Origin of the sequence: Microcoleus sp. SVA1B4 (assembly GCF_036700545.1) — a bacterium.
Classification (GTDB): Bacteria; Cyanobacteriota; Cyanobacteriia; order Cyanobacteriales; family Microcoleaceae; genus Microcoleus.
Map to the genome: position 1 here is coordinate 18,825 of NZ_JAUBPB010000041.1, position 21,627 is coordinate 40,451.

Sequence of the window (21,627 nt, forward strand, 5' to 3'; positions counted from 1 at the left end):
GCTTTTAGGTAGAAATCAGAAGCAATTCCTCATTTGTCGATCGGCCACCTGAGCGCCAAATGTCGCATTCCTGAACCCCGAAACAGTGTTTTTTACAAAAATATAGTGTGAAGCGCCAGGGTATCGGTTAAAAAACCAGGTTTCTTGATTTCTTTCCGTCCAAGCTCGATTTGTCAGTCTATATTTGGGCATAGATTTAAGGCGAACTAGATCGATCGGCTCGATCGGAAAATAGGCAGTAGGTCTCAAGCGTTGTCGATCGACAACGCTTGAGAATTACAACAAGTATTTCTGCCGGGTCGCGCAGGCGTGTGTCACAATTGTTTACAGTTTTGGCCATATCTAGTAGAAACTTTAAACTACCTATCAGTCATGGAACTGCTTTATCAATACGCTTGGCTGATTCCTGTCCTGCCACTGGCAGGCGCAATGCTAGTAGGTCTAGGCTTAATCACCTTTAACCAGGCAACCAACAAACTCCGACAAGCGAATGCGATATTAATCGTGTCCGCACTCGGAGGGTCAATGGTACTCTCCTTCGCATTGCTGTGGAGTCAACTACAGGGCCACGCACCCTACACCCGCACTATTCAGTGGGCTTCTGCTGGCAACTTCTCGCTGAATATGGGCTATATCATCGACCCGCTGACGGCGGTGATGCTGGCGATCGTCACTACGGTCGCCTTTTTGGTGATGATTTACACCGACGGTTACATGGCTCACGATGACGGGTACGTGCGCTTTTACGCCTACCTGAGCATCTTCAGCGCGTCGATGTTGGGTCTGGTAATCAGCCCGAACATCGTTCAGATTTACATTTTCTGGGAACTCGTAGGTATGTGTTCGTACCTGCTAGTCGGATTTTGGTACGATCGCAAACCCGCTGCTGACGCTTGCCAAAAAGCTTTTGTCACCAACCGCGTCGGCGACTTCGGCCTACTGCTGGGCATCCTCGGCATTTACTGGGCCACCGGCAGCTTTGAATTTGAGGTGATGGGCGAACGCCTGCACTCCTTAGTCGAATCCGGTGCCCTCAGCGCGACTCTGGCGACAATCTTCGGCGTCCTGATATTTTTGGGGCCAGCAGCCAAATCTGCTCAATTCCCCCTCCACGTCTGGCTCCCAGACGCAATGGAAGGCCCGACACCGATTTCGGCCTTAATCCACGCCGCGACAATGGTAGCCGCCGGCGTATTCCTGATCGCTCGGATGTACCCGGTGTTTGAAGGGCTGCCTGCAGTCATGAATTTGATCGCCTGCACCGGCTGTTTTACGGCATTTATGGGTGCTTCGATCGCGATTACCCAAAATGACATCAAAAAAGGCTTAGCCTACTCCACCATCTCCCAACTCGGCTACATGGTGATGGCAATGGGCGTCGGCGCTTACAGTGCCGGACTTTTCCACTTGATGACTCACGCTTACTTCAAAGCAATGCTGTTCCTGTGTTCAGGTTCAGTGATTCACGGTATGGAAGCAGTTGTAGGCCACAACCCCGCACTCGCTCAAGATATGCGAGTCATGGGCGGCTTGCGGAAATATATGCCGATTACCGCTTCTTGCTTTTTAATCGGAAATTTGGCAATCTGCGGAATTCCGCCGTTTGCTGGTTTTTGGTCAAAAGACGAAATCCTCGCCAGCGCCTTCGCAGCAAATCCCGCTCTGTGGGCTGTTAGCTGGCTGACTGCCGGGATGACCGCGTTTTATATGTTCCGAATGTATTTCAGCACCTTTGAGGGCGAATTCCGGGGCAATGACAGCGCCATCAAGCGGCAACTGTTGCAACCCGGTCTTGTTTTTGGCCCCGGAGCGATGAACGTTAAGGAATTGGCATCAACTGGCGACAGTCACGATGAACACGACCATTTGCCTCACGAATCTCCTCTGACAATGGCTCTGCCGCTAGTGTTGCTGGCAGTACCTTCTGTGTTTATCGGTTTTCTCGGTACGCCGTTTGCCAATTATTTCGAGCAGTTTGTTCGCGCTCCAGGCGAGTCTCTCGAAGAAGTTTTGGAACACGCTGCTGAGTTCAATTTGACGGAATTTTTGATTATGGGGGGAAGCTCTGTAGGTATTGCTTTGCTGGGCATTACTTTGGCTTCTCTTATGTATTTAAGCCGTAAAATTGACCCAAGTGCGATCGCCCAAAAAATCAAACCGCTTTACGAGTTCTCCCTGAACAAGTGGTATCTCGACGATATCAACGATTTTCTCTTTGTCAAAGGCAGCCGCCGTTTAGCGCGGCAAGTCATGGAAGTTGATTTGCGAGTCGTCGATGGTGTCGTCAACTTAACAGGGTTTCTCACCTTGGTTAGTGGCGAAGGTTTGAAATACTTTGAGAGCGGTCGCGCTCAATTTTATGCTCTGATTGTGTTTGTCGCAGTTCTGGGTTTTGCGATCGTTTCTGGAGTCGGTTAAATCTGTAGAGATACGGCCTTGTCCATTAGTGTCAACTTTCCCGGTAAAACCGATAGTCCGACAGGGAATGAATTCCCTGTCTCAAAGCTAAAGTCCTCGCTATGAGGACTGAAGAACTCCTTAAACCTCTTATTGTGGAACAGGCATCTTGCCTGTCCAATACTGGCTTTTTTGGAGATATCTATTAGTCCTCTTGAGAGGACTTTCGCTATTAGCCAGGGAATTCATTCCCTGGCGGACTCGCCCAATTGCAGATGAGCGGCTGAAGTTGACACCAAGGGGCAATGCCATTTCTCGCCAGAAGATATTTTAAGAACGGGCATTAGCTCAATAACTCACAATTGACAATTAGCAAATAGAAATAAATCTTTCATTAAACTTAACTGTTGCGATCGCATAATTTGTCCAGATAATAGCAAAAAAAAATGTTCCGTCTAAAGAAAGTATAAAATTTAGGCTAAAATTGGCAAAATGTGTTTAAACCTAATAACTGATGGATCATTTTAAAACGCAATGGATACAGCTAACTTTCCCTGGTTAACAACAACAATTCTGTTTCCCATTGCTGCGTCCTTGCTGATTCCTTTAATTCCCGATAAGGATGGCAAGACGGTGCGGTGGTATGCCCTAATTGTCGGTTTGATCGATTTTGCCCTACTTGTTTACGCTTTTTACACTCAGTACGACTTCAGCAATCCAGATTTGCAACTGGTAGAAAGCTATACTTGGGTGCAGCAACTCGATTTGAACTGGTCTGTGGGTGCTGACGGTTTGTCGATGCCTCTGATTTTGCTGACTGGTTTTATTACTACTCTGGCTACTTTAGCTGCTTGGCCTGTCACATTTAAACCGAAGCTATTTTACTTTTTGATGCTGACAATGTACGGCGGCCAAATCGCAGTTTTTGCCGTGCAGGATATGTTGCTGTTTTTCCTGGTTTGGGAACTGGAATTAGTCCCGATTTACCTGATTTTGTCCATCTGGGGCGGCAAGAAGCGACTCTACGCAGCAACTAAGTTTATCCTATACACCGCAGGCGGTTCGCTGTTTATTTTGCTGGGCGCGCTGACGATGGCGTTTTACGGCGATACGGTGACTTTCGATATGCGGGCGATCGCAGCTAAAGATTACGCCCCCAATGTAGAATTGCTCCTGTACACAGGTTTCTTAATAGCTTACGGTGTCAAACTGCCGATTTTTCCGCTGCACACTTGGCTCCCTGACGCTCACGGGGAAGCAACCGCACCCGCCCATATGTTGCTAGCAGGAATTCTGCTAAAAATGGGCGGTTACGCTTTACTGCGGATGAATGCGGGAATGCTCCCGGATGCTCACGCTACCTTCGCACCCATCTTGGTAATTTTGGGTGTGGTTAACATTGTTTACGCCGCCTTAACTTCTTTTGCTCAGCGCAATTTGAAGCGAAAAATTGCTTATTCTTCGATTTCGCACATGGGGTTTGTGCTGATTGGGATAGCTTCGTTTACCGATTTGGGAATTAGCGGTGCAATGCTGCAAATGGTTTCTCACGGTTTAATCGGGGCGAGTTTGTTCTTCATGGTAGGTTGCACTTACGATCGCACTCACACGCTCATGCTGGACGAAATGGGCGGTGTGGGGCAGAAAATGCGTAAGGTTTTTGCCATGTGGACTGCTTGTTCTATGGCTTCTTTGGCTTTGCCGGGAATGAGCGGTTTTGTAGCAGAATTGATGGTATTTGTGGGTTTTGCAACGAGCGATGCTTACAATCCAGTGTTTAAGGTTTGCGTGGTATTTCTAGCTGCTGTCGGGGTGATTTTGACTCCGATTTATCTGCTGTCGATGCTGCGTGAAATCTTCTACGGGCCTGAAAATAAGGAATTGTCGGAGCACGAGGAATTGGTGGATGCGGAACCGCGAGAAGTGTTTATTATTGCGGCTCTGTTAGTGCCTATTATTGGCATTGGTTTGTATCCCAAGATGCTGACTCAGGTTTACGATGCGACTACTGTACAGTTGACTGCAAAGTTGCGCGATTCTGTGCCGTCGCTTGTGGCTAAGGCTGCTGCGGATAAAACTGTCTCTCTGCGTGCTCCGGCGATCGAGCCGAGCAAGTTGTGATTTGAATTGGATTTAGGAGAAAACCTCCCAACTCGTTTAAGAAGAATCGGGTTGGGGGGTTTTCTATTTTTGTTGATAGACAAATCGGAGAAATTTTGGCTCTTAAGCAATCTGGAGTCGGATTTGAGAAACAAAGTGGGTATGGGGTCAATGAGCGCGATCGAAGTGTTAGACCGCAACTGCGGTATAATTAATAGTTAGGCAGCGTCTTTGGTTTTGGAAAACTGTTCATTATCCAAGCTGAAAATTGAGGACAGTTGAATGGGATCTCATCCTTACTTCTACTTCACCAAATATCAACCTGATGTAAACAGTGCATTACAAGCTCTACGTCAACAGGAATTTGAAGCAGGAAGGTATGATCCTGCTATGAATATGCACGACCCTTCACTGTGGATGTTCCAATTCAACTTTCCGCCTAATGCTCAATCTATATCTCCAGGTGCCCGCCACGATTCAATTGAAGCGGCTTTTGAAGACGCTGAAGACAGCGGAACAGGCTCTATCCTTGATATCCAGAAAGTTAGTGACTCCCCAGATGTCCTCGCGTCTTGGGCTTTATCCGCCGATGAAACGCTGGCTTTATTTGGCACAAATAAACCTACAAGGCAGATGGTAGAAGATATTGTTATTGCCGGGGGGGAGCTTGAGCATTGGGAAGAGACGGGCTACGATATATGGGATGATTTTTGGGACACGATCGGGCGGGGTGAGAGCCGATACATCATCCTTTATGAGAACGATCAACCCTCAGAAATCTTCTTTATTGGCTATTCAGTTGACTAGCCGTCTTACTGCCTAACAATGCCCATGCACACCGACCGTCCAAAGGTTATTGGTTAGAATTCAAGGTTATCTGCGGCGGGTGATGGGCACCGTTAGCTGGCAGCAAGTGGCTGGAGGGAAATTATGGTGTTTCGCTAGATTGAATCATGCGATATGAAAACTCAGTATTACACGGCATCTAGTCTCGACGGTTTCATAGCGGATTCAAAGCATTCCCTGGACTGGCTTTTTCAATTTGGTGATGTGCCAGAAGGCAGCTACCCTCAGTTTTTGAGCGAAGTTGGTGCGATCGCAATACTCAATACTCAATATCGAATACTTCAAAATTACCATTAGGTCGAGCGCTCTACTATTCGTTGCGCTCGCCCTTTTAGTCTTTACTCTTAATTGTTCTGGTTTCTATACTTGCTAGAATAAGCGATAATAAATAATATGCCATTTTCATTCTAAGAGAGTGCTAGCCATGACTGAGTTACTGGAGCGTGCGATCGCTAAGTTGAAAACCTTATCGGCCAGCGAGCAAGATGCGATCGCTTCAATGATTTTGGAAGAACTTCAAGACGATCTGAGATGGGATCGAGCATTTGCTAGTTCTCCCGATGCTCTTGCCAAACTTGCAGCGACTGCAATGGCTGAGTATCACGCAGGTAAAACCCAAGAACTCGATCCCGAAACATTGTGAAATCGCGTACTACAGCCGAATTCCGTAAATCTTTTGCGGCACTGCCAAAACAAGTTCAAGAGCAAACACGCGAGGCATATCGCCAGTTCAAGGAAAACCCAAGCTATCCAAGTCTGCGTTTCAAAAAAGTGCATCCAGAGTTACCAATCTACTCTGCTCGAATTAGCAACAACTATCGAGCCGTTGGTCAGTTGGATGGAGATACTGCGATCTGGTTTTGGGTTGGTTCACACGCAGAGTACGACAGGTTGCTATCTCAGTTGTAATGGTTATTTCATCTACTTTAGTTTAACTTTATGAGAACGTTCACTGCGGTTGTTGAGAAAGACCATGAAACTGCTTTTGAGCTTTATACTGAGGCATTTTTATGTTGAACGTGACAGTTGACGAAATTCAGCGCGATCCTTCAAAGTATCTGCGTCAAGTGGAGGCAGGTGAAACTTTTGTTATCCTGCAAGCAGATAAGCCGATCGCCGAACTCAGGCCTATTTCTAGCAGCAAGCAATTACGACCATTCGGTTTGTGTGCAGGCGAGTTTACCGTTCCCGATGATTTCGACGATCCTTTGCCAGAAGATATCCTGAGTGCATTTGAAGGTAAATGAAGATTCTGCTAGATACGCACATATTTTTATGGTTCATCAGTGGTGACGCTCAGTTATCAACAGATGTTCGAGATGCAATTCGCGATCCAGATAATTATGTAGCAGTTCAGGGTTATTTGCCGTCGCACAACTTAACCGCTGAAGAGTTTTTAGAGTCTTGGTAACATTAATGGGAATACTAACCAAACTGCAACTCATCCTAAAAACCATCGAAGGTACCCGCATCACTTGCCAAACCATCCCTTGATGACTCATCATTATGTTGATGATTGTTTCATTCTGATAACTCAATTAATATGCGATCGCTCTTCTTGACTCTAGCTCTCATGTGTTTAGCCACCCCCGCTGTTGCCACAACCTGCGAGGAAAGCTTTCAAAAAAAGGGGGACTTTTTCAATGGTGCTGCCTTTTCTGCGCGCGTTCAGGTGGAAGGGTTATCGATAGAAAGAGCATTTTCCCAATTACGACCCATTTTGGCCCGCGAGAGCATCAAAACTATCAGCACCGATGTGAGCGCAGGTGTAATGAAAGCTGAAAATCCCGCAACAGCATTTCAGCGTGCTTTGCCGATCGATGTATTTGCCTCAGCGGACGGAAATCTATTAACTGTCGAGATGATCTTTACCATTCCGAGTGGCGTAGGTGCAAGTAGGGACACTGTGAAGGGATACTTGTGTGGTGCACTAAATCAATTGTTGCCCCAAACTACAAAGTAATATTTAATCATTCATTTGATGAATTGTAGTTTCCAACACTCGATCGCAATACCGAATACTTCAAAATTACCAGTAGAGCGATCGCTCCTGGGATAGAAACAATTAAGCGTGTCTAGACGCTGCAATCAGGGGCGGTTAGAGTTGACGCAATCTGTCGAGGTTTTTTAACTGTTGTGACTGTTCTTGCAATCGAGTTTCGAGCTTCTGACACACAAGTTCGCATAAATCAAAAATCATTGGGTCAGTGATTTGATAGTAAACACTGACTCCCTGCTGCTGCCGTTGAACGATGCCTGCCTGGGTCAAAATCTTGAGGTGCTTGGAAACATTGGCTTGCCCCAGCCCTGTTTCTTCAATGATTTCAGTGACATTTTTAGCACCACTCTTAAGCGCGCACAGCAATTGCAGGCGGCTAAGCTCTGATAAAACTTTGAAGTAGTCAGCCACCTGAGCGAGAGCGGAAACTGGGATTTGAGACATAAGCAGGAGTGAATAGATTTTGAGCGAGACTTGTTTTTTAGACAATACTACTATATAGTAATATTGTCACCAAAAATGTAATGAGAGGCTGATGCCTATGCTGTTTCGTCAACTTTTTGACCGGGAAAGCAGTACCTATACTTATCTGATTGCCGATCGCGCTTCCGCAGAAGCCCTATTGGTCGATTCAGTGTTGGAACAGGTGGAGCGAGATATCAAATTGCTGAAAGAACTGGGTTTGACATTGCGTTATTGCTTGGAAACTCATGTTCATGCCGATCACATTACCAGCGCGTCTCAACTGCGGGAAGCAACAGGCTGTGTGAGTGTGGTTCCAGCCCAAGCACAGGTTAACTGTGCAGACCGTTTTATCCATCCAGGGGAAACGCTACAGCTTGGAACTGTGGAAGTGCAGGCGATCGCCACGCCAGGACACACAGATAGCCACATGGCATACCTCGTCAATGGAAGTCACTTGCTGACCGGGGATGCGTTATTGATCCGTGGCTGTGGACGCACGGATTTTCAAAGCGGGGACGCCGGAACCTTGTTTGATTCAGTTACTCAAAGATTATTTACCTTGCCTGATTCTACCTCGATCTATCCAGGACACGACTATCGCGGGCAAACTGTTTCTTCCATTGAGGAAGAAAAACGCTGGAACCCTAGGTTTACAGGGCGCAGTCGGGATGAGTTTATTCAATTTATGAATGCACTGAATCTGCCCAACCCTCAAAAAATGATGGAAGCCGTGCCAGCTAATGAACGGTGTGGCAACCTCACCTCAATTTCTGCCTAGACCTTTGATCTATTTTATTTGGAGTACAACTATGACACTGACTAACGATTCTCAACTTCAAGAAATTGATGCTCAAACCTTGAAACAATTGCTTGAGGAAAACGCCGTAACTTTAGTGGATGTTCGGGAATCTGCCGAATATGCAACTGAACGTATTCCCGGCGCAAAATTGCATCCACTGTCACAATTCGATCCAATTCAAGTACGACCGTCTGAGGGACAAAAACTCGTTCTCTACTGTCAATCTGGAAATCGCTCTGCCAAAGCCGCCAGACAATGTTTAGACGCAGGATTCAATTCTGTGATTCATCTGCGTGGTGGAATTCCTACTTGGAAAAATGCAGGCTATCCGATTGAAAAAAGTCAAAATGCGCCGATTAGCTTGTTTCGGCAAGTGCAGATTGTTGCAGGCTCATTGGTTTTTGTGGGAACAGTTTTAGGGGTATTTGTCTCACCTAATTTTTTACTTCTGAGTGGATTTGTGGGTGCTGGCTTAGTGTTTGCTGGAATCACTAACACCTGTGCGATGGGAATGCTACTGGCAAAGTTACCTTACAACCAACAAGCCGGAAATAAACGATGATCTGGATAATTGGACATTTCCTGGCAGTTGGTATTGGTGTGAGTTTAGGCTTATTGGGCGGTGGTGGTTCTGTGCTAGCACTGCCTGTGCTGGTTTATGTGATGGGTGTTGCGCCTAAACCTGCGATCGCCATGACTTTGATTATTGTCGGGACTGTTAGCTTATTGGGCAGCATTCCCCATGGGCGGCGCGGTAATCTTAATCTCAAAACCGCAGTAATTTTTGGAACTGCAACCATGTTGGGGGCTTACCTCGGTGCAAGAATTGCGACGCTGCCGTTCATTACCAGCGCATTCCAGATGACCCTATTTGGATTGTCGATGCTGATTGCCGCAGGCTTGATGATTTATCGCACCACCTTGTCAAAGACGGTAGTATCTAGTAAGGATGAGCTAGAGGCTATCGAGTACGTCAAACCTGTTTGCAAATACTGCTGGCTATGGCTGATGACTGAAGGGATTGCAGTAGGGATTTTGACAGGATTAGTCGGTGTGGGTGGCGGGTTTGCGATCGTCCCTGCCTTGGTTTTATTGGGAAACGTACCCATGCGACAGGCGATAGGGACTTCTCTGCTAATTATTGCGTGTAATTCGGTCGCGGGTTTGCTAGGTTATTTAGGGCATATTTCCTTAGACTGGAATCTCACGGTTTCATTCACCTTTTTAGCTGGATGCGGAACGGTGATTGGGGCTTATCTTGCACAGTTTATTCCAGCGCAACAACTTCAAAAAGGCTTCGGTTACTTTCTGCTAGTAGTCGCCACATTCGTATTAGTCCAAAATCGTGATAGCTTACAGGGAATCAAAAAGTCATCTGCTGACGAGCCACCTCACAACGCACTCTCTTCAAACGGACGGGAGATGTCGGCTGTGATGCCGCCGAGGTAATCTGCCACCACTCATCTTAGCCCTTAGATCGCGATCGCCCTATTCAATACTTCAAAATTACCACTAGATCGATCGCCCTTCAATTCAATGCGTTAGCGAAGCTTGCAGAAGAGGATCGCTCTTAGGGTTTCTAGCCTTAAGTTTATTGGTGAGTGTTCTGCATCAAGTTGGATGGAGACATTTTTACGGTTGGCAAATTATATTTTGTCGCCGAAAGCTGTGCAACCATTTCTGCACGAGACGAAACCTCAAGCTTACGGAACATTCGCTTCAAAGCTTGCTTTACTGAATTCTCAGTAATCCAAAGTTCCCTCCCGATTCCTGCGTTGGTTCGCCCCAAAGCAACCAATTCGGCAATTTGCAATTCACGAGGCGTTAGGCGTGAGGTCTTGAAAGGTTGGTGCTGCGATTCCCTACGGGATAGCTTCGCCGCGCGTACTGTTGCAGCCCAAACAGACAAATGCAAACAGATCGCACTCAAATCCGCTAGATTTTCTGTATCGAAAGCGGGCATTGAGCGATCGCGCGTACAACCCACTACACCCATTAATTGACCGCGACTGACAATCGGCCCCGCCATCACGTGCCAATGATCGGGTCGGGGACAAATTATTGTCCAAACCTTGGGTGATGCCACCAATGCTTCATGGACAGGAGCGTGACGTTCCGCTAAATAACGCACAACAGGATTATGTTCGATCGATAGCGCAACTTTCAATGTTTTCTGAAAATTGCTATCGGCTAAAGGAAGTCCATCGAAGAAAAAGATTCCCGATCTTTTAGCTGCAAAATACTCACCGATTTTGGGCACGATTTGCGATCGCAGCTCTTGTTCATCCTTCACCTGGTCGATCGCTTCAAATAAAAGCTGCAAGGGACTTGTCATGCTCATGGTGTCAACCGATTTTAGATTTTAGATTTTAGATTTTAGATTTTAGAATTGACCCCACGGAGGAATCTGGGGGCTTGTAACCAAATTGCTTGAGTGTCAATCGATTTTAGATTTTAGAATTGACCCCACGGATCAATTCGGGGGATCCTTTATCGGATACAGGTTTTTGATTTCTCCACGGATGAATCTGGGGGCTTGTAACCAAATTGCTTGAGTGTCAAAAAGAGTACCCGATCGAGGTCTGGAAGCATGGCAATACTCAGTTTATATTACCCTTATAATCTCAAAAACAACTTGACATGATAACAAGTTTGGAAACCGAGTCCGATCGCACTCCCACACGTGGGATACTCATCAGCTTTTATGTGACTTCAATCATCTTTAATGTCTGCTTGATTGCTCAGTTATTAACGGTTGGAGTTGCCTACTTCCATAATCCTGCATGGTGGAATATTCATGTTTGGTTCGTGCGAGAGTACAGTGGGCTGTCATTAGTATTACTGGGATGGTCGTTAATCGCCCCATTCTCACGCAGAATACGACATCTCGCCGCCAGTTTGCCAATCCTGCTTGGACTACAATTTTCCAGCATTCATCTCAAAAGTCCTCTTCACCTAGAGATACTGCATCCTCTAATTGGATTTACGTTACTCTATGTTTCTTCAAGCCTTGTACATCGTATATCGTCTACTTTATCGTTCAGCAACTATCACAATAATCAAATTTGAGAGGTATAAATGACGCAAGATACAATTTTCAGTCCCTTCTTTGCAACAGTGTTTCTAACATTCCTAGTCTGGGTGTATATGTACATCCGCCGTATCAGTTTTATCACCAATATAAAGCTCAGCCCAAAAGAGCTTGCTGTACCGGGTACACTGGCACAAATTTCGCCACCCAGCGTATCCAATCCATCGGATAATCTAAAAAACCTGTTCGAGGTTCCGGTACTTTTCTATGCGCTTGTCCTATATCTGTTCATCACAAAGCAGGTGGATACAGTGTATGTGAACGCCGCGTGGGTATTCGTTGTGTTTCGCACATTGCATAGTGCTGTCCATTGCACATTCAATCTCATCATACTTCGGTTCTACCTCTACCTATTTGCCACGCTCGCGGTGTGGTTCATCGCGATCCGCGCAGCACTTATCCACTTTGGCACAATCAATTAACCTCGTTCAAATCAGGTAGAAGTTATCAAAAGTTGCCGAACAATGAGCGTGCAGCGGAAAGCCTACCCTGTTTCTGCGTGTATGTTTGGGGTCTTGCGGGGCTGTCTGCCACTGAACCGAGTCGTTAGGTCGCGATCGCAATACCCCATACTTTAAAATTACCAGTAGAGCGATCGCGCCGGAGCAAGTTTTGAAGCGATGCGCTAAAATCCTGTTCAGATAGCTATTATAGATTAATCATGAAGATTAAGGCGAAATATGTTGCTGGCAAAGGACTCGGCAAAATGTTTGAGCGACATGGTTGGTCGCTAAAAATAACCGCTTTGTCTCGTTAGAAGGCTCTTTTGCTATCCATCCCTAATTATTCAATCCACCGGGTTGTATTAATCAATACAATTGAAAAAAGCCAAGCATTTTTAGAGCCATGAAAGGGTTGATTCAATATCTTTACGAAATCAAATTAGATAAAGCTATTCTCTGGTGCTATCTCATTTGGTATATTATAGTAGTTTGTTTTCATTTCGATCCTTCGGTCAAGATATGGCTCAATTCAATTGGTATAAGTGCTGTAATCGGTACGGGTCTGATGCTAAGTGTTTCTTCTAGTAAAGGCAAAAGAGATCATTGGCAGGCATTCAGGTTATATCTCATGCCATTTTGTGTCTCAAGCTTCTCTGCCTTGATTAAAGATCAGGGATTTATCATATTTATCTCACCAAATATCACCGAAACAATAGTGTCAGTATCATGCTGTGGTCTGTTTTTATTAGTTATTTTATTAGTCAAACTATTCAAAAATAAAGTTATTTAGCGCGATTACAATATTGGTGAAAGCAGCATAAATATGACATTTTAGGTTAAAATTTCCCCGATCGCCTTTAAAGACGATCGAGCTTGTAGAACTCTTACACCCCGATGAAGCGATGGAATTGCTTATTGAAATCGCTTTCTTAGTTTATAGTCGGATAGTTCTTTGAGTGCGATCGCTTTTTGGTTTGGGCGATCGCCAAGTTGTACTATACTGGATTCTGTAAAGCAATTACCAAGATCCCCAGACGAATATCGGCGGTAAGCGGGTTGGTAAAATCGGTCGATAAGGCTGGCATTTTTTGCCCTCAAATCACTTTATTTGGATTAATTGGCGTTTTAAATTCTGCCTTCTACTTTCTCCCTTGGGGCTACACAAGCAGGGGGTAATGCCCTCCCTACCGTCAATTGTCAATAATTAATTATGAATTGTTAGTCTTCCTGGAGGAAGCCAAAAAGATATATCATCATCTTAACCGGATCATTTCTTCCCAGATATGTTCTACTGTTCTAATCCCAGATGTTCTAATCCTTTCAATCCAGACAACTCTAAATTTTGTCAAAGTTGCGGCAAGTCCGACCTCACGCCTCTCTTCAGAAACCGCTACCGCGTGATTCGACTGTTGGGCGAAGGGGGATTTGGCAGAACTTACGAAGCGGTAGATACGGATCGCATGGACGATCCCTGCGTAATTAAGCAGTTTGTACCCCAATTTCAAGGAACCTCAGCACTTGAAAAAGCCGCACAATTGTTTAAAGAAGAAGCGAAACGACTTTACGAACTCGGCGAACATCCCCAAATTCCTCGATTAATTGCTTATTTTGAACAAGACAAGCGACTTTATTTAGTACAAGAGTTGATTGAGGGGCAAACTTTACTAGCAGAATTAACTCAGCAGGGCGTTTTTAGCGAAGAAAAAATTTGGCAGTTGTTGGCAGATGTACTGCCGATTTTGAAATTTGTGCACGATCGCAATGTCATTCACCGAGACATCAAACTTGAGAATATCATGCGGCGCCGCACCTCTGTTAGCTCATCCCTACCAAAGGCGGGAAAATTTCGGAATTCAGCTTTCCGAAGGGGAGGCCGGGGAGAGTTAGTTTTGATAGATTTCGGCATTTCTAAACAAGTGACGGGCTCGCTGATGAGCAAAGTAGGCACGACGGTAGGAACGCCCGGATATTCGCCTGTAGAACAAATGCGCGGTCAAGTTTTTCCCGGCAGCGATTTGTACAGTTTGGGAATAACTTGTCTGAGACTACTAACTCAATGTTTGCCAAAAATTGACGGTTCCGATGACCTTTATGACCCGATAAACGGCGGCTGGATGTGGAGAGAACGGTTGCCAGCCGGCACAAAAATCAGCAGCGAGTTGGCAAATGTTTTAGATAAATTAATTCAAGATTATCTCAAAAATAGATATCAATCTGCTGATGAAGTAATCAAAGCTTTAAATCTCTATTCTTTACCTCCCCAACCCCATTGTGCCAATGGAGGACAACTTGCTCTAAATTCTTTTCGGACAAAGGGAGGACAACTTGCCATCAATACCCCGCTCAATCAAAGCGGGCAAATTAATAGCAATATCTCTGTCAATCCGAGGGAAAAATCTAACACCAATCCGCCTCCGAACAAGGCAGCACAGAGAATTTCCGCTGTCAAAAGCACTTTTGAATTTCAGGTGGTGACAGTAGACAAGCGCGGGAAGCCAACTAATGTTAACAGCGGCCAAGCGCGTTTTTTTGAAGAACATCTTGGTAGCAGTACAATGCTGGAAATGGTATCTGTTCCTGGCGGTACTTTCCTCATGGGTTCTCCAAAAGATCGGGGTGACAGCGACGAAAAACCTCAGCACCCAGTAACTTTAGGCTCTTTCTATATTAGCAAATTTCCAGTCACTCAGGCCCAGTGGACAGCAGTGGCGGCGCTGCCGGAAATTAAAATGTTTCTCAATCCCGATGCTGCCCGTTTTAAAGGTGCAAATCGACCTGTAGAAAATGTATCTTGGTACGAGGCTGTGGAGTTTTGCGATCGACTTTCTCGCAAAACTGGTAAGAATTATCGCTTGCCTAGCGAAGCCCAATGGGAATATGCTTGCCGGGGGCAAACTACGGGGCCGTTTCATTTTGGGGAAACGATTACCAGCGAGTTAGCAAATTACAACGGAAATTCTAATTACGCTGACGCGCCGAAGGGAGTTTATCGCTTTCAAACGACAGATGTTGGCAGTTTTAAACCTAATGCTTTTGGATTGTACGATTTCCACGGAAATGTTTGGGAATGGTGCGCGGATTCTTGGCACAATAATTATAACGGTGCGCCTGCGGATGGTAGCGTTTGGGAGTCCGACGGGGAGTCTTCGCTGAGGTTGTTGCGGGGCGGTTCTTGGAACGATCATCCTCCGAATTGTCGCAGCGCGTGTCGCCTCAGATATCAGCCGGATTGTAAGGCTAGTATTGTGGGTTTTCGAGTGGTTGTTTCTGTTGTTTAATCTTGTCTCCGCACAGAGAAACCCGGTTTCTTGAAGAAACCGGGTTTCTGAATGGACGATCGCCCAAATTCTTGCCTTAACTAGCCTTCTTCTGAGGAGCCATTATGCGTTCCACACTCATAGCAGCCACGCTCAACGTCACCACAGCCATGCCGAGAATTGCCACAGGCTGCAACTTCTCATTGATAATTAGAAAACCGAAGAGTGCAGTCATTGCCGGCCCCAAAGTGCCAATTACTGACGCTAATGCCGCCCCCGCGAACCGGATGGCAAAATTATTCAAAAGATAGCTAAACAGCGTCAGCACCCCTAAAACAACGCCTCCCAAAATCAAACCAGGCCAAACATTTGGGTCGATTTTAGGAGAAAAATTTTCCGACAGTGGCACCCACAAACTCAGGGAGGAAAATACAAAAATCGCGGCGAAATTGACTAAACTAAAAGGAATTGGGTGCAGCTTGCCCGCGGCCATTTGCGTCAGCAATACGTAACCTGCAAAGGTAATCCCAGAAGCCAGTGCTGCTGCGACTCCCACTCCCACATTGCCGCCGCCCGGAGCTGGGGCCGCAAAACTCGGCCACCCAGCTAAAATCAGACCTGCGGTAATCCCGAATATGGCCAAAAAGCCGACTTTGCTAGGGCGAGAACCAAACAAGATCCAAGAACCTAGTACGGTGACGATCGGGTAAATAAAGAAAATCGTAATCGCAATCCCGGCTGGAATATTGCCGATCGCCAAATAAATCAAAACCTGAGACAAAAACAGAAAAAATGCGCTTCCTAAAACCTTACTCCACAAAGCTCGATCGCCCGACTCAAACAACCGCCTAATATCTTTCCACACAGAAGGATACAGAAATGTCGCCAATATCGGCATCAAAGCCATCACCACGATCAGTCGCATCAACAAAATCAACAAAGAATTTCCAAAACCAGGAGTCACCACCCCCGGAAATTCAAACAACCCAAAAACCATCCGAGGGTTTTTGCTTTTAATCAGAATTCTCAAACAAACATTAAACAGCGACAATACCACCGCCGAAGACAAAGCCAGCACCAAACCTGTCTGTACTTGAGAAGATGCTTTAACAGTTGCAGCAGGCGCTGAAGAAGGCTGGGGCACCGGTTCTCGCGGCGTTTCCGCAGGTGTTGGCTGCAGAAATTGCGGGCGGACAGAATTAAGAGAATTAGTTGATTCCTCGACATAGGAATCTTGAGCATCGAAAGGATTCTCAAGATATGCTTCTTCTTCTTCGAGTTCTTCCCTGATGCGGTTTACGAGATTTTGTAACAGCTCTTCCCCTTGCAGTTCCAGGGTTTTCATGTTGTTGAGCCGCACAGAAAGCTCGCTTTCGTAACTGGTTAAATCTTGTTCCAGCATCTGGAAACTGCGATCGATCCTTTCATCCAGCGCCGCCAGCAACTGCGAGGCCCGTTCGTCGTAGTTGCTGGGTGGCAAGGGTATCGGGAACTCGCCACTGGGAATAGGGCTGCTGAGAGAATTTCCCGAATTAGCGCTGAGTTCGTTGAACCGCTGCACCAACAAATCCTGCAAATTGTGAGCCAAAACTTGAGCCAACTGCTTCAGCCACAATTGCTGCTGCTGAATGTATCGCCCAGACAGAGATTCCATTTGCTGAGACTGCAATTTGCGATATTGCTCTCTGAGGTCTTCAATATCTTCAATCAGGTGATTTTTTTCAGTTTGCAGCCGAGTAATGTCTTGATTTAACTGACCTTTGACATTTTGATGCAAAGCGTCCAGTTCTTGCATTACTGAGTGGAGGACTTCTTCTGCTGATTGTGTATCCTCTGGCTCGTCCTTTGACGAGTATACGTTCCGCTGCGCCATTAGCCTATAACCTCTAATTTAAACTGCACGTTCAGTGTTCTTAAGTATTTTGGCAAATCTGGTCGCAAGTTCTAGTGAGTGGCTCTAAAAGATTGCGAACACTGTTGAATCAATAGTAGTCGCTAAGCTACAAATGTGAGAAAATTGCGTGAAGCAAAGCTATCCCGAAGGGAATCGCCCCAAGAACACTTTGTGCAATTAGAAATCATACTATAGCAATCCTAAATCAGTTGTAAAAATATGTAGGGGTAGTGCTAAGAGTGCCTACCCCAGCCAAGGCGGGGCAACCACGGGGGGTTTGCCCCTACAAGAATTACACAAATCATTGAGGATTGCTATACAGCTTGACCTCTCCACGAATTGCTCCCGGTAATTCTCGCATATAACTCACCCGATTGCACCCGACTCACAAACCTAAGATCCCGTTCTGTGACTAAATTTGATTGGGGGGTGGCACTCCTAGCCCCTCAATGGATAACTTTATCCTGCAGGCAGAAACCCCGTTTCTATTCCCCGCGTCTCTCCCGCACTCCTGCACCCGGATTTATTATATTAAAGGTTCCGATCTTTTGCTTGCGAAAGTTTTAAGAGGCGATCGCACCCTCAATCGATTTTAGATTTTAGATTTTAGATTTTAGATTGAAGCATTGACCCCACGGATAAATTCGGGGGGCCAGTTTCTCGGATACAGGTTTTTTATTTCTCCGTCCTGAGTCTGCGAAGGAATGAATCCGCGAGCTTGTATCCTGGATGCTGTCGGTCAAAAATCCCCCCCGCGCCATCAAAAAATTAACACATCCCATCCCCCAAGAGCAACAGATATGGCCTCCGAAATTTTTGACAATTCCTTGACAAAGGATATAGAAAAACTGAATATTTCCTCAGAAGCCGAAGTGTTTGTCTTTCCGGCATCATTTGCCCAGCAGCGCTTGTGGTTTCTCGACCAATTCGCACCGGAAAACCCTTTCTATAATGTAGTAACAGCACTGCGCTTAACTGGTTCCCTCAACTTAACAGCCTTAGAGGAAACCTTCAACGAAATAGTGCAGCGACACGAAACTTTGCGAACCACTTTTGCAGCGGTATCAGGCCAACCAGTGCAGATAATCTCTGCGGCTTTCAAGACTAATTTAAAAATATTAGACTTGCAAGATTTGCCGCCAGCACAACGACAAACAGAAGCAAAGAAACTCTCCGCAGCAGAATCTCTTCGCCCTTTCAATTTATCCACCGGGCCGCTGATGCGAGTAACCATCCTGCGGGTGACAGAAACCGAGCATATTCTATTGGTAAATATGCACCACATAGCCTCTGATGATTGGTCGATCGGCGTGCTAATTCGAGAAATAGAAGCTATCTATACAGCCTTTATAAATCAACAGCCATCTCCTCTACCAGAATTATCCCTTCAATATGCCGACTTTGCAGAGTGGCAGCGCGAATGGCTGCAAGGTGAAGTATTAGAAACTCAGCTAGCTTATTGGCGGCAGCAATTGCACGGAATTTCTGTGTTAAATTTGCCTACCGATCGCCCTGCACCAGCTAGGCAAAATTATCGGGGGAAAACTCAATATTTAGAACTGCCTAAAAAGCTGAAGGACGCACTTGTAGAGCTATCGCAGCGAGAAGGAGCGACTTTATTTATGACAGTGCTCGCAGCATTTCAAACTTTGCTTTACCGCTACTCGCAACAAGAAGATATTGTAGTAGGTTCGCCGATCGCCAATCGCAACCGCAGCGAAATAGAAGCATTAATCGGTTTTTTTGTCAATACTTTAGTGCTGCGAACAGACTGCTCAGGAAACCCGACATTTCGAGATTTTTTGGGCCGGGTGCGGGAAGTAACCCTGGGAGCTTATGCTCACCAAGATGTGCCTTTTGAGAAGCTAGTCGAGGAATTGCATCCAGAGCGATCGTTGAATCGCCACCCGCTATTTCAGGTGGTATTCGGCCTGCAAAATGGGCCTGTGGACGAGCTAGAATTGCCCGAATTAAAGTTGAGTTCTTTTCATTTGGAGACTCTAACAACCCGCTTTGATTTAGAGCTGCATTTGTGGGAAGCTTCCGATAAGTTTAGGAACAGATACGGCGAACAGTGGGAAGATTCGGAAGGCCTGAGAGGCGTAGCTGTGTACAATACAGATTTATTTGATGAAGTTACGATCGCCCGAATGCTGAGGCATTTTAAAACGCTGCTGGAAAGCATTGTTGCTAATCCAGAACAAAGAATCGCTAACTTACCTTTATTGAGCGAGGATGAAGTGAATCAATTATTCAGAGAATGGAAAGATACTCGGACAGATTATCCTCAAAATAAGTGCATTCATCAGTTATTTGAAGAGCGGGTTCAGCAGCATCTGGAGGATGTAGCCCTAACTTTCGATAGCAAGCACCTGACTTACAGAGAACTCAACAGTCGCAGCAACCAACTGGCGCGCTACCTACAAAAACTGGGCGTGGGGGCGGAGGTTTTAGTGGGGCTTTGTGCAGAGCGATCGATCGACCTAATTGTCGGGATGTTGGCTATACTGAAAGCGGGAGGAGCTTACCTACCGTTAGATCCGAGCTATCCGCGCGATCGGCTAAACTTGATGCTGGAAGATGCTCAAGTTAAAGTCTTGCTAATTCAGGATAAATTGATTGAGAATTTCCGAGACTTCTCAAACTCGGTGATTTACTTCGATCGCGACTGGGAAGACATAGCCAAAGAAAGCGCCGAAAATCCCGCCAACACCGTAACAGCAGACAACCTAGCTTACGTTATTTACACATCTGGCTCAACCGGAAAACCCAAGGGAGTTGCTGTCACCCACAAAGCAGTAAATCGGCTGGTACTCAACACCAACTATATAAAAATAGAACCTACCGATAAAATTGCCCAAGCATCAAACGCTTCATTCGATGCAGCCACATTCGAGATTTGGGGAGCCTTGCTTAACGGCGCTCACCTCGTGGGAATTAGCACAAATATTACCCTTTCGCCTCACGATTTAGCCTTAGAACTGCGCCAACAAGGCATCACCGTTTTGTTTTTAACAACGGCATTATTTCAACAAATTGCTAGAGTTTTACCGCAAGCTTTTGATTCGCTGCGCTGCTTGCTGTTTGGCGGAGAAGCGGTGGATATGAGATGGGTTAAAAAACTTCTCAAACAAAATTCAACCACTAAATTAATTCACGTTTACGGGCCTACAGAAAATACCACATTTTCCGCTTATTATTGCGTGCAAGACGTACCCGAAACCGCAGCATCTATCCCCATCGGCCGCCCGATCGCCAACACGCAGATTTATCTCCTAGATGCGGATTTGCAGCCGGTGGCGATCGGTGTTATTGGTCAATTGTACGTCGGCGGTGACGGACTGGCGAAAGGCTACCTCAACCAGCCGGATTTAACTGCTGCTGCATTCATTCCTAATCCTTTTAGCAATAAATCAGGTTGTAGCCTTTATAAAACAGGTGATTTAGGTCGCTACTTAGCTGACGGCAACATCGAGTTTTTAGGCCGCATTGACGACCAAGTAAAAATTCGCGGCTACCGCATCGAATTGGGAGAAATTGAAGCGGCTTTGTGCCAGCATCCACAAGTGGGCGAAGCAGTAGTAATTGTGAGGGAAGACATCCCCGACGATAAACATTTGGTAGCTTATGTTATTCCTGACGGCATTAAGGAAAAATCAGAAATTCCCAATCTCAACTCAAGTGACTTGCGCCAATTTTTGAAAGAAAAGTTACCAGGATATATGGTTCCTGCAACTTATGCAGTGTTGGAGAATATGCCACTGACGCCTAATGGCAAAGTAGACCGCCGCGCATTGCCTGAGATAGATACAGACAGCGAGGATATAACAGAAAATTATGTAGCGCCTCGGACTGATCTCGAAAGTGCGATCGGGAAAATTTGGGCTAAAGTTTTGGGAAAACAGCAGGTTAGTATCTACGATAATTTCTTTGAACTAGGGGGGCATTCCCTGCTAGCAACTCAGTTGATTTCTCGCATCCGAGACGCTTTGCAAGTCGAGTTATCGGTCAGCAATTTGTTTGAGGCTCCGACTGTGGCGAGTCTGGCAAAATACATTGAAACAATGCGCTGGGCTGCGAAAGGTTTGGATACTCCCAGAACAGACGAAAATGAGCGCGAAGATGTGGAATTTTGAGGTTGGCGCAAATAAATCGGTGCTGTGTAATAGTTTTTCAAGGGCGGGCGGGACGCCCAACCCCTACTCCCCACAAAAAACTTAATGTCTTGTGGAACAGGCATCTTGCCTGTTCTTGAGAATTCGGTGCTGTGTAATAGTTTTTCAAGGGCGGGCGGGACGCCCAACCCCTACTCCCCACAAAAAACTTAATGTCTTGT

19 protein-coding genes are annotated in these 21,627 nt (G+C 45.9%); 16 read left to right on the forward strand and 3 right to left on the reverse strand.

All coding sequences use genetic code 11. The features are described 5' to 3' along the window. The first annotated feature begins 372 nt into the window (after positions 1–372). The 9 genes from QT987_RS18615 (at position 373) to QT987_RS18655 (ending at position 7,306) form a co-directional block, all read left to right on the forward strand. A complete protein-coding gene (locus QT987_RS18615; protein ID WP_333242701.1) occupies positions 373–2,418 on the forward strand; it encodes an NAD(P)H-quinone oxidoreductase subunit 5 in 2,046 nt (681 codons plus the stop codon). 513 nt (positions 2,419–2,931) lie between these two features. After that, entirely contained in the window at positions 2,932–4,518 is a 1,587-nt protein-coding gene (gene ndhD1, locus QT987_RS18620; RefSeq protein WP_445299615.1) for a photosynthetic/respiratory NAD(P)H-quinone oxidoreductase subunit D1, read from the forward strand. A 261-nt stretch (positions 4,519–4,779) separates the two neighbouring features. Beyond that, positions 4,780–5,304: a hypothetical protein gene (locus tag QT987_RS18625; protein ID WP_333242703.1), complete on the forward strand. Its 525-nt coding sequence runs from the start codon at positions 4,780–4,782 to the stop codon at positions 5,302–5,304. A 153-nt stretch (positions 5,305–5,457) separates the two neighbouring features. Continuing rightward, positions 5,458–5,640 carry a hypothetical protein gene (locus QT987_RS18630; protein WP_333242704.1) on the forward strand — a complete coding sequence of 61 codons (183 nt, stop codon included), beginning with the start codon at positions 5,458–5,460 and terminating at the stop codon, positions 5,638–5,640. A 127-nt stretch (positions 5,641–5,767) separates the two neighbouring features. Beyond that, complete coding sequence (locus QT987_RS18635; protein WP_333242707.1) at positions 5,768–5,986, forward strand: hypothetical protein; 219 nt, start codon at positions 5,768–5,770, stop codon at positions 5,984–5,986. Further along, a complete protein-coding gene (locus QT987_RS18640) occupies positions 5,983–6,252 on the forward strand; it encodes a ParE family toxin-like protein (RefSeq protein ID WP_333242710.1) in 270 nt (89 codons plus the stop codon). Before QT987_RS18635 ends, QT987_RS18640 begins: the two co-directional genes overlap by 4 nt. Positions 6,253–6,353: 101 nt before the next feature. Then, on the forward strand, positions 6,354–6,590 hold the full coding sequence (locus QT987_RS18645) for a type II toxin-antitoxin system Phd/YefM family antitoxin (protein WP_333242712.1): 237 nt from the start codon (positions 6,354–6,356) through the stop codon (positions 6,588–6,590). Beyond that, on the forward strand, positions 6,587–6,754 hold the full coding sequence (locus tag QT987_RS18650; RefSeq protein WP_333242715.1) for a hypothetical protein: 168 nt from the start codon (positions 6,587–6,589) through the stop codon (positions 6,752–6,754). Before QT987_RS18645 ends, QT987_RS18650 begins: the two co-directional genes overlap by 4 nt. Positions 6,755–6,916: 162 nt before the next feature. Then, positions 6,917–7,306, forward strand: a complete 390-nt coding sequence (locus QT987_RS18655) for a hypothetical protein (protein ID WP_333242718.1) — start codon at positions 6,917–6,919, stop codon at positions 7,304–7,306. 135 nt (positions 7,307–7,441) lie between these two features. Here the strand turns inward: QT987_RS18655 and QT987_RS18660 are convergent, their stop codons facing one another. Next, positions 7,442–7,786, reverse strand: a complete 345-nt coding sequence (locus QT987_RS18660; protein ID WP_333054392.1) for a metalloregulator ArsR/SmtB family transcription factor — start codon at positions 7,784–7,786, stop codon at positions 7,442–7,444. 97 nt (positions 7,787–7,883) lie between these two features. Between QT987_RS18660 and QT987_RS18665 the strand changes: the two genes are divergently transcribed. Genes QT987_RS18665 through QT987_RS18675 form a run of 3 tightly spaced genes read left to right on the forward strand, consistent with a single transcriptional unit; the run spans position 7,884 to position 10,055 of the window. Further along, positions 7,884–8,585, forward strand: coding sequence for an MBL fold metallo-hydrolase (locus QT987_RS18665; protein WP_333054391.1), 702 nt, complete (start codon positions 7,884–7,886; stop codon positions 8,583–8,585). 31 nt (positions 8,586–8,616) lie between these two features. After that, complete coding sequence (locus tag QT987_RS18670; protein ID WP_333054390.1) at positions 8,617–9,168, forward strand: rhodanese-like domain-containing protein; 552 nt, start codon at positions 8,617–8,619, stop codon at positions 9,166–9,168. Next, positions 9,165–10,055, forward strand: a complete 891-nt coding sequence (locus tag QT987_RS18675) for a sulfite exporter TauE/SafE family protein (protein WP_333242721.1) — start codon at positions 9,165–9,167, stop codon at positions 10,053–10,055. The genes QT987_RS18670 and QT987_RS18675 overlap by 4 nt, the downstream gene beginning before the upstream one ends. A 142-nt stretch (positions 10,056–10,197) precedes the next feature. On the opposite strand, the gene QT987_RS18680 is transcribed toward QT987_RS18675, so the two are convergent. Next, positions 10,198–10,941 (reverse strand): LuxR C-terminal-related transcriptional regulator, encoded by a 744-nt coding sequence (locus QT987_RS18680; RefSeq protein ID WP_333242725.1) that lies wholly within the window; start codon positions 10,939–10,941, stop codon positions 10,198–10,200. 305 nt (positions 10,942–11,246) lie between these two features. On the opposite strand from QT987_RS18680, the gene QT987_RS18685 reads away from it, so the two are divergent. The 3 genes from QT987_RS18685 (at position 11,247) to QT987_RS18695 (ending at position 15,418) form a co-directional block, all read left to right on the forward strand. Beyond that, positions 11,247–11,675: a DUF6220 domain-containing protein gene (locus tag QT987_RS18685; RefSeq protein WP_333242728.1), complete on the forward strand. Its 429-nt coding sequence runs from the start codon at positions 11,247–11,249 to the stop codon at positions 11,673–11,675. Positions 11,676–11,684: 9 nt separating this feature from the next. Beyond that, entirely contained in the window at positions 11,685–12,119 is a 435-nt protein-coding gene (locus QT987_RS18690; RefSeq protein ID WP_333242731.1) for an MAPEG family protein, read from the forward strand. A gap of 1,304 nt (positions 12,120–13,423) precedes the next feature. After that, the gene (locus QT987_RS18695) at positions 13,424–15,418 is read left to right on the forward strand and encodes a bifunctional serine/threonine-protein kinase/formylglycine-generating enzyme family protein (protein ID WP_333242734.1); all 1,995 of its coding nucleotides are present in this window, start codon (positions 13,424–13,426) and stop codon (positions 15,416–15,418) included. Between the two features lie 76 nt (positions 15,419–15,494). Here the strand turns inward: QT987_RS18695 and QT987_RS18700 are convergent, their stop codons facing one another. Then, on the reverse strand, positions 15,495–17,270 hold the full coding sequence (locus QT987_RS18700) for a DMT family transporter (protein WP_333242736.1): 1,776 nt from the start codon (positions 17,268–17,270) through the stop codon (positions 15,495–15,497). A gap of 821 nt (positions 17,271–18,091) precedes the next feature. Between QT987_RS18700 and QT987_RS18705 the strand changes: the two genes are divergently transcribed. After that, positions 18,092–21,427, forward strand: coding sequence for a non-ribosomal peptide synthetase (locus QT987_RS18705; RefSeq protein WP_445299717.1), 3,336 nt, complete (start codon positions 18,092–18,094; stop codon positions 21,425–21,427). The last annotated feature ends 200 nt before the right edge of the window (positions 21,428–21,627 follow it).

What these genes read in the sequence shown, in the direction of transcription:
- QT987_RS18615 (WP_333242701.1), top strand. Translation starts at nt 373, where the DNA reads ATGGAACTGCTTTATCAATACGCTTGGCTGATTCCTGTCCTGCCACTG.
- ndhD1 (WP_445299615.1), top strand. Translation starts at nt 2,932, where the DNA reads ATGGATACAGCTAACTTTCCCTGGTTAACAACAACAATTCTGTTTCCC.
- QT987_RS18625 (WP_333242703.1), top strand. Translation starts at nt 4,780, where the DNA reads ATGGGATCTCATCCTTACTTCTACTTCACCAAATATCAACCTGATGTA.
- QT987_RS18630 (WP_333242704.1), top strand. Translation starts at nt 5,458, where the DNA reads ATGAAAACTCAGTATTACACGGCATCTAGTCTCGACGGTTTCATAGCG.
- QT987_RS18635 (WP_333242707.1), top strand. Translation starts at nt 5,768, where the DNA reads ATGACTGAGTTACTGGAGCGTGCGATCGCTAAGTTGAAAACCTTATCG.
- QT987_RS18645 (WP_333242712.1), top strand. Translation starts at nt 6,354, where the DNA reads ATGTTGAACGTGACAGTTGACGAAATTCAGCGCGATCCTTCAAAGTAT.
- QT987_RS18650 (WP_333242715.1), top strand. Translation starts at nt 6,587, where the DNA reads ATGAAGATTCTGCTAGATACGCACATATTTTTATGGTTCATCAGTGGT.
- QT987_RS18655 (WP_333242718.1), top strand. Translation starts at nt 6,917, where the DNA reads ATGTGTTTAGCCACCCCCGCTGTTGCCACAACCTGCGAGGAAAGCTTT.
- QT987_RS18660 (WP_333054392.1), bottom strand. Translation starts at nt 7,786, where the DNA reads ATGTCTCAAATCCCAGTTTCCGCTCTCGCTCAGGTGGCTGACTACTTC.
- QT987_RS18665 (WP_333054391.1), top strand. Translation starts at nt 7,884, where the DNA reads ATGCTGTTTCGTCAACTTTTTGACCGGGAAAGCAGTACCTATACTTAT.
- QT987_RS18670 (WP_333054390.1), top strand. Translation starts at nt 8,617, where the DNA reads ATGACACTGACTAACGATTCTCAACTTCAAGAAATTGATGCTCAAACC.
- QT987_RS18675 (WP_333242721.1), top strand. Translation starts at nt 9,165, where the DNA reads ATGATCTGGATAATTGGACATTTCCTGGCAGTTGGTATTGGTGTGAGT.
- QT987_RS18680 (WP_333242725.1), bottom strand. Translation starts at nt 10,941, where the DNA reads ATGACAAGTCCCTTGCAGCTTTTATTTGAAGCGATCGACCAGGTGAAG.
- QT987_RS18685 (WP_333242728.1), top strand. Translation starts at nt 11,247, where the DNA reads ATGATAACAAGTTTGGAAACCGAGTCCGATCGCACTCCCACACGTGGG.
- QT987_RS18690 (WP_333242731.1), top strand. Translation starts at nt 11,685, where the DNA reads ATGACGCAAGATACAATTTTCAGTCCCTTCTTTGCAACAGTGTTTCTA.
- QT987_RS18695 (WP_333242734.1), top strand. Translation starts at nt 13,424, where the DNA reads ATGTTCTACTGTTCTAATCCCAGATGTTCTAATCCTTTCAATCCAGAC.
- QT987_RS18700 (WP_333242736.1), bottom strand. Translation starts at nt 17,270, where the DNA reads ATGGCGCAGCGGAACGTATACTCGTCAAAGGACGAGCCAGAGGATACA.
- QT987_RS18705 (WP_445299717.1), top strand. Translation starts at nt 18,092, where the DNA reads ATGGCCTCCGAAATTTTTGACAATTCCTTGACAAAGGATATAGAAAAA.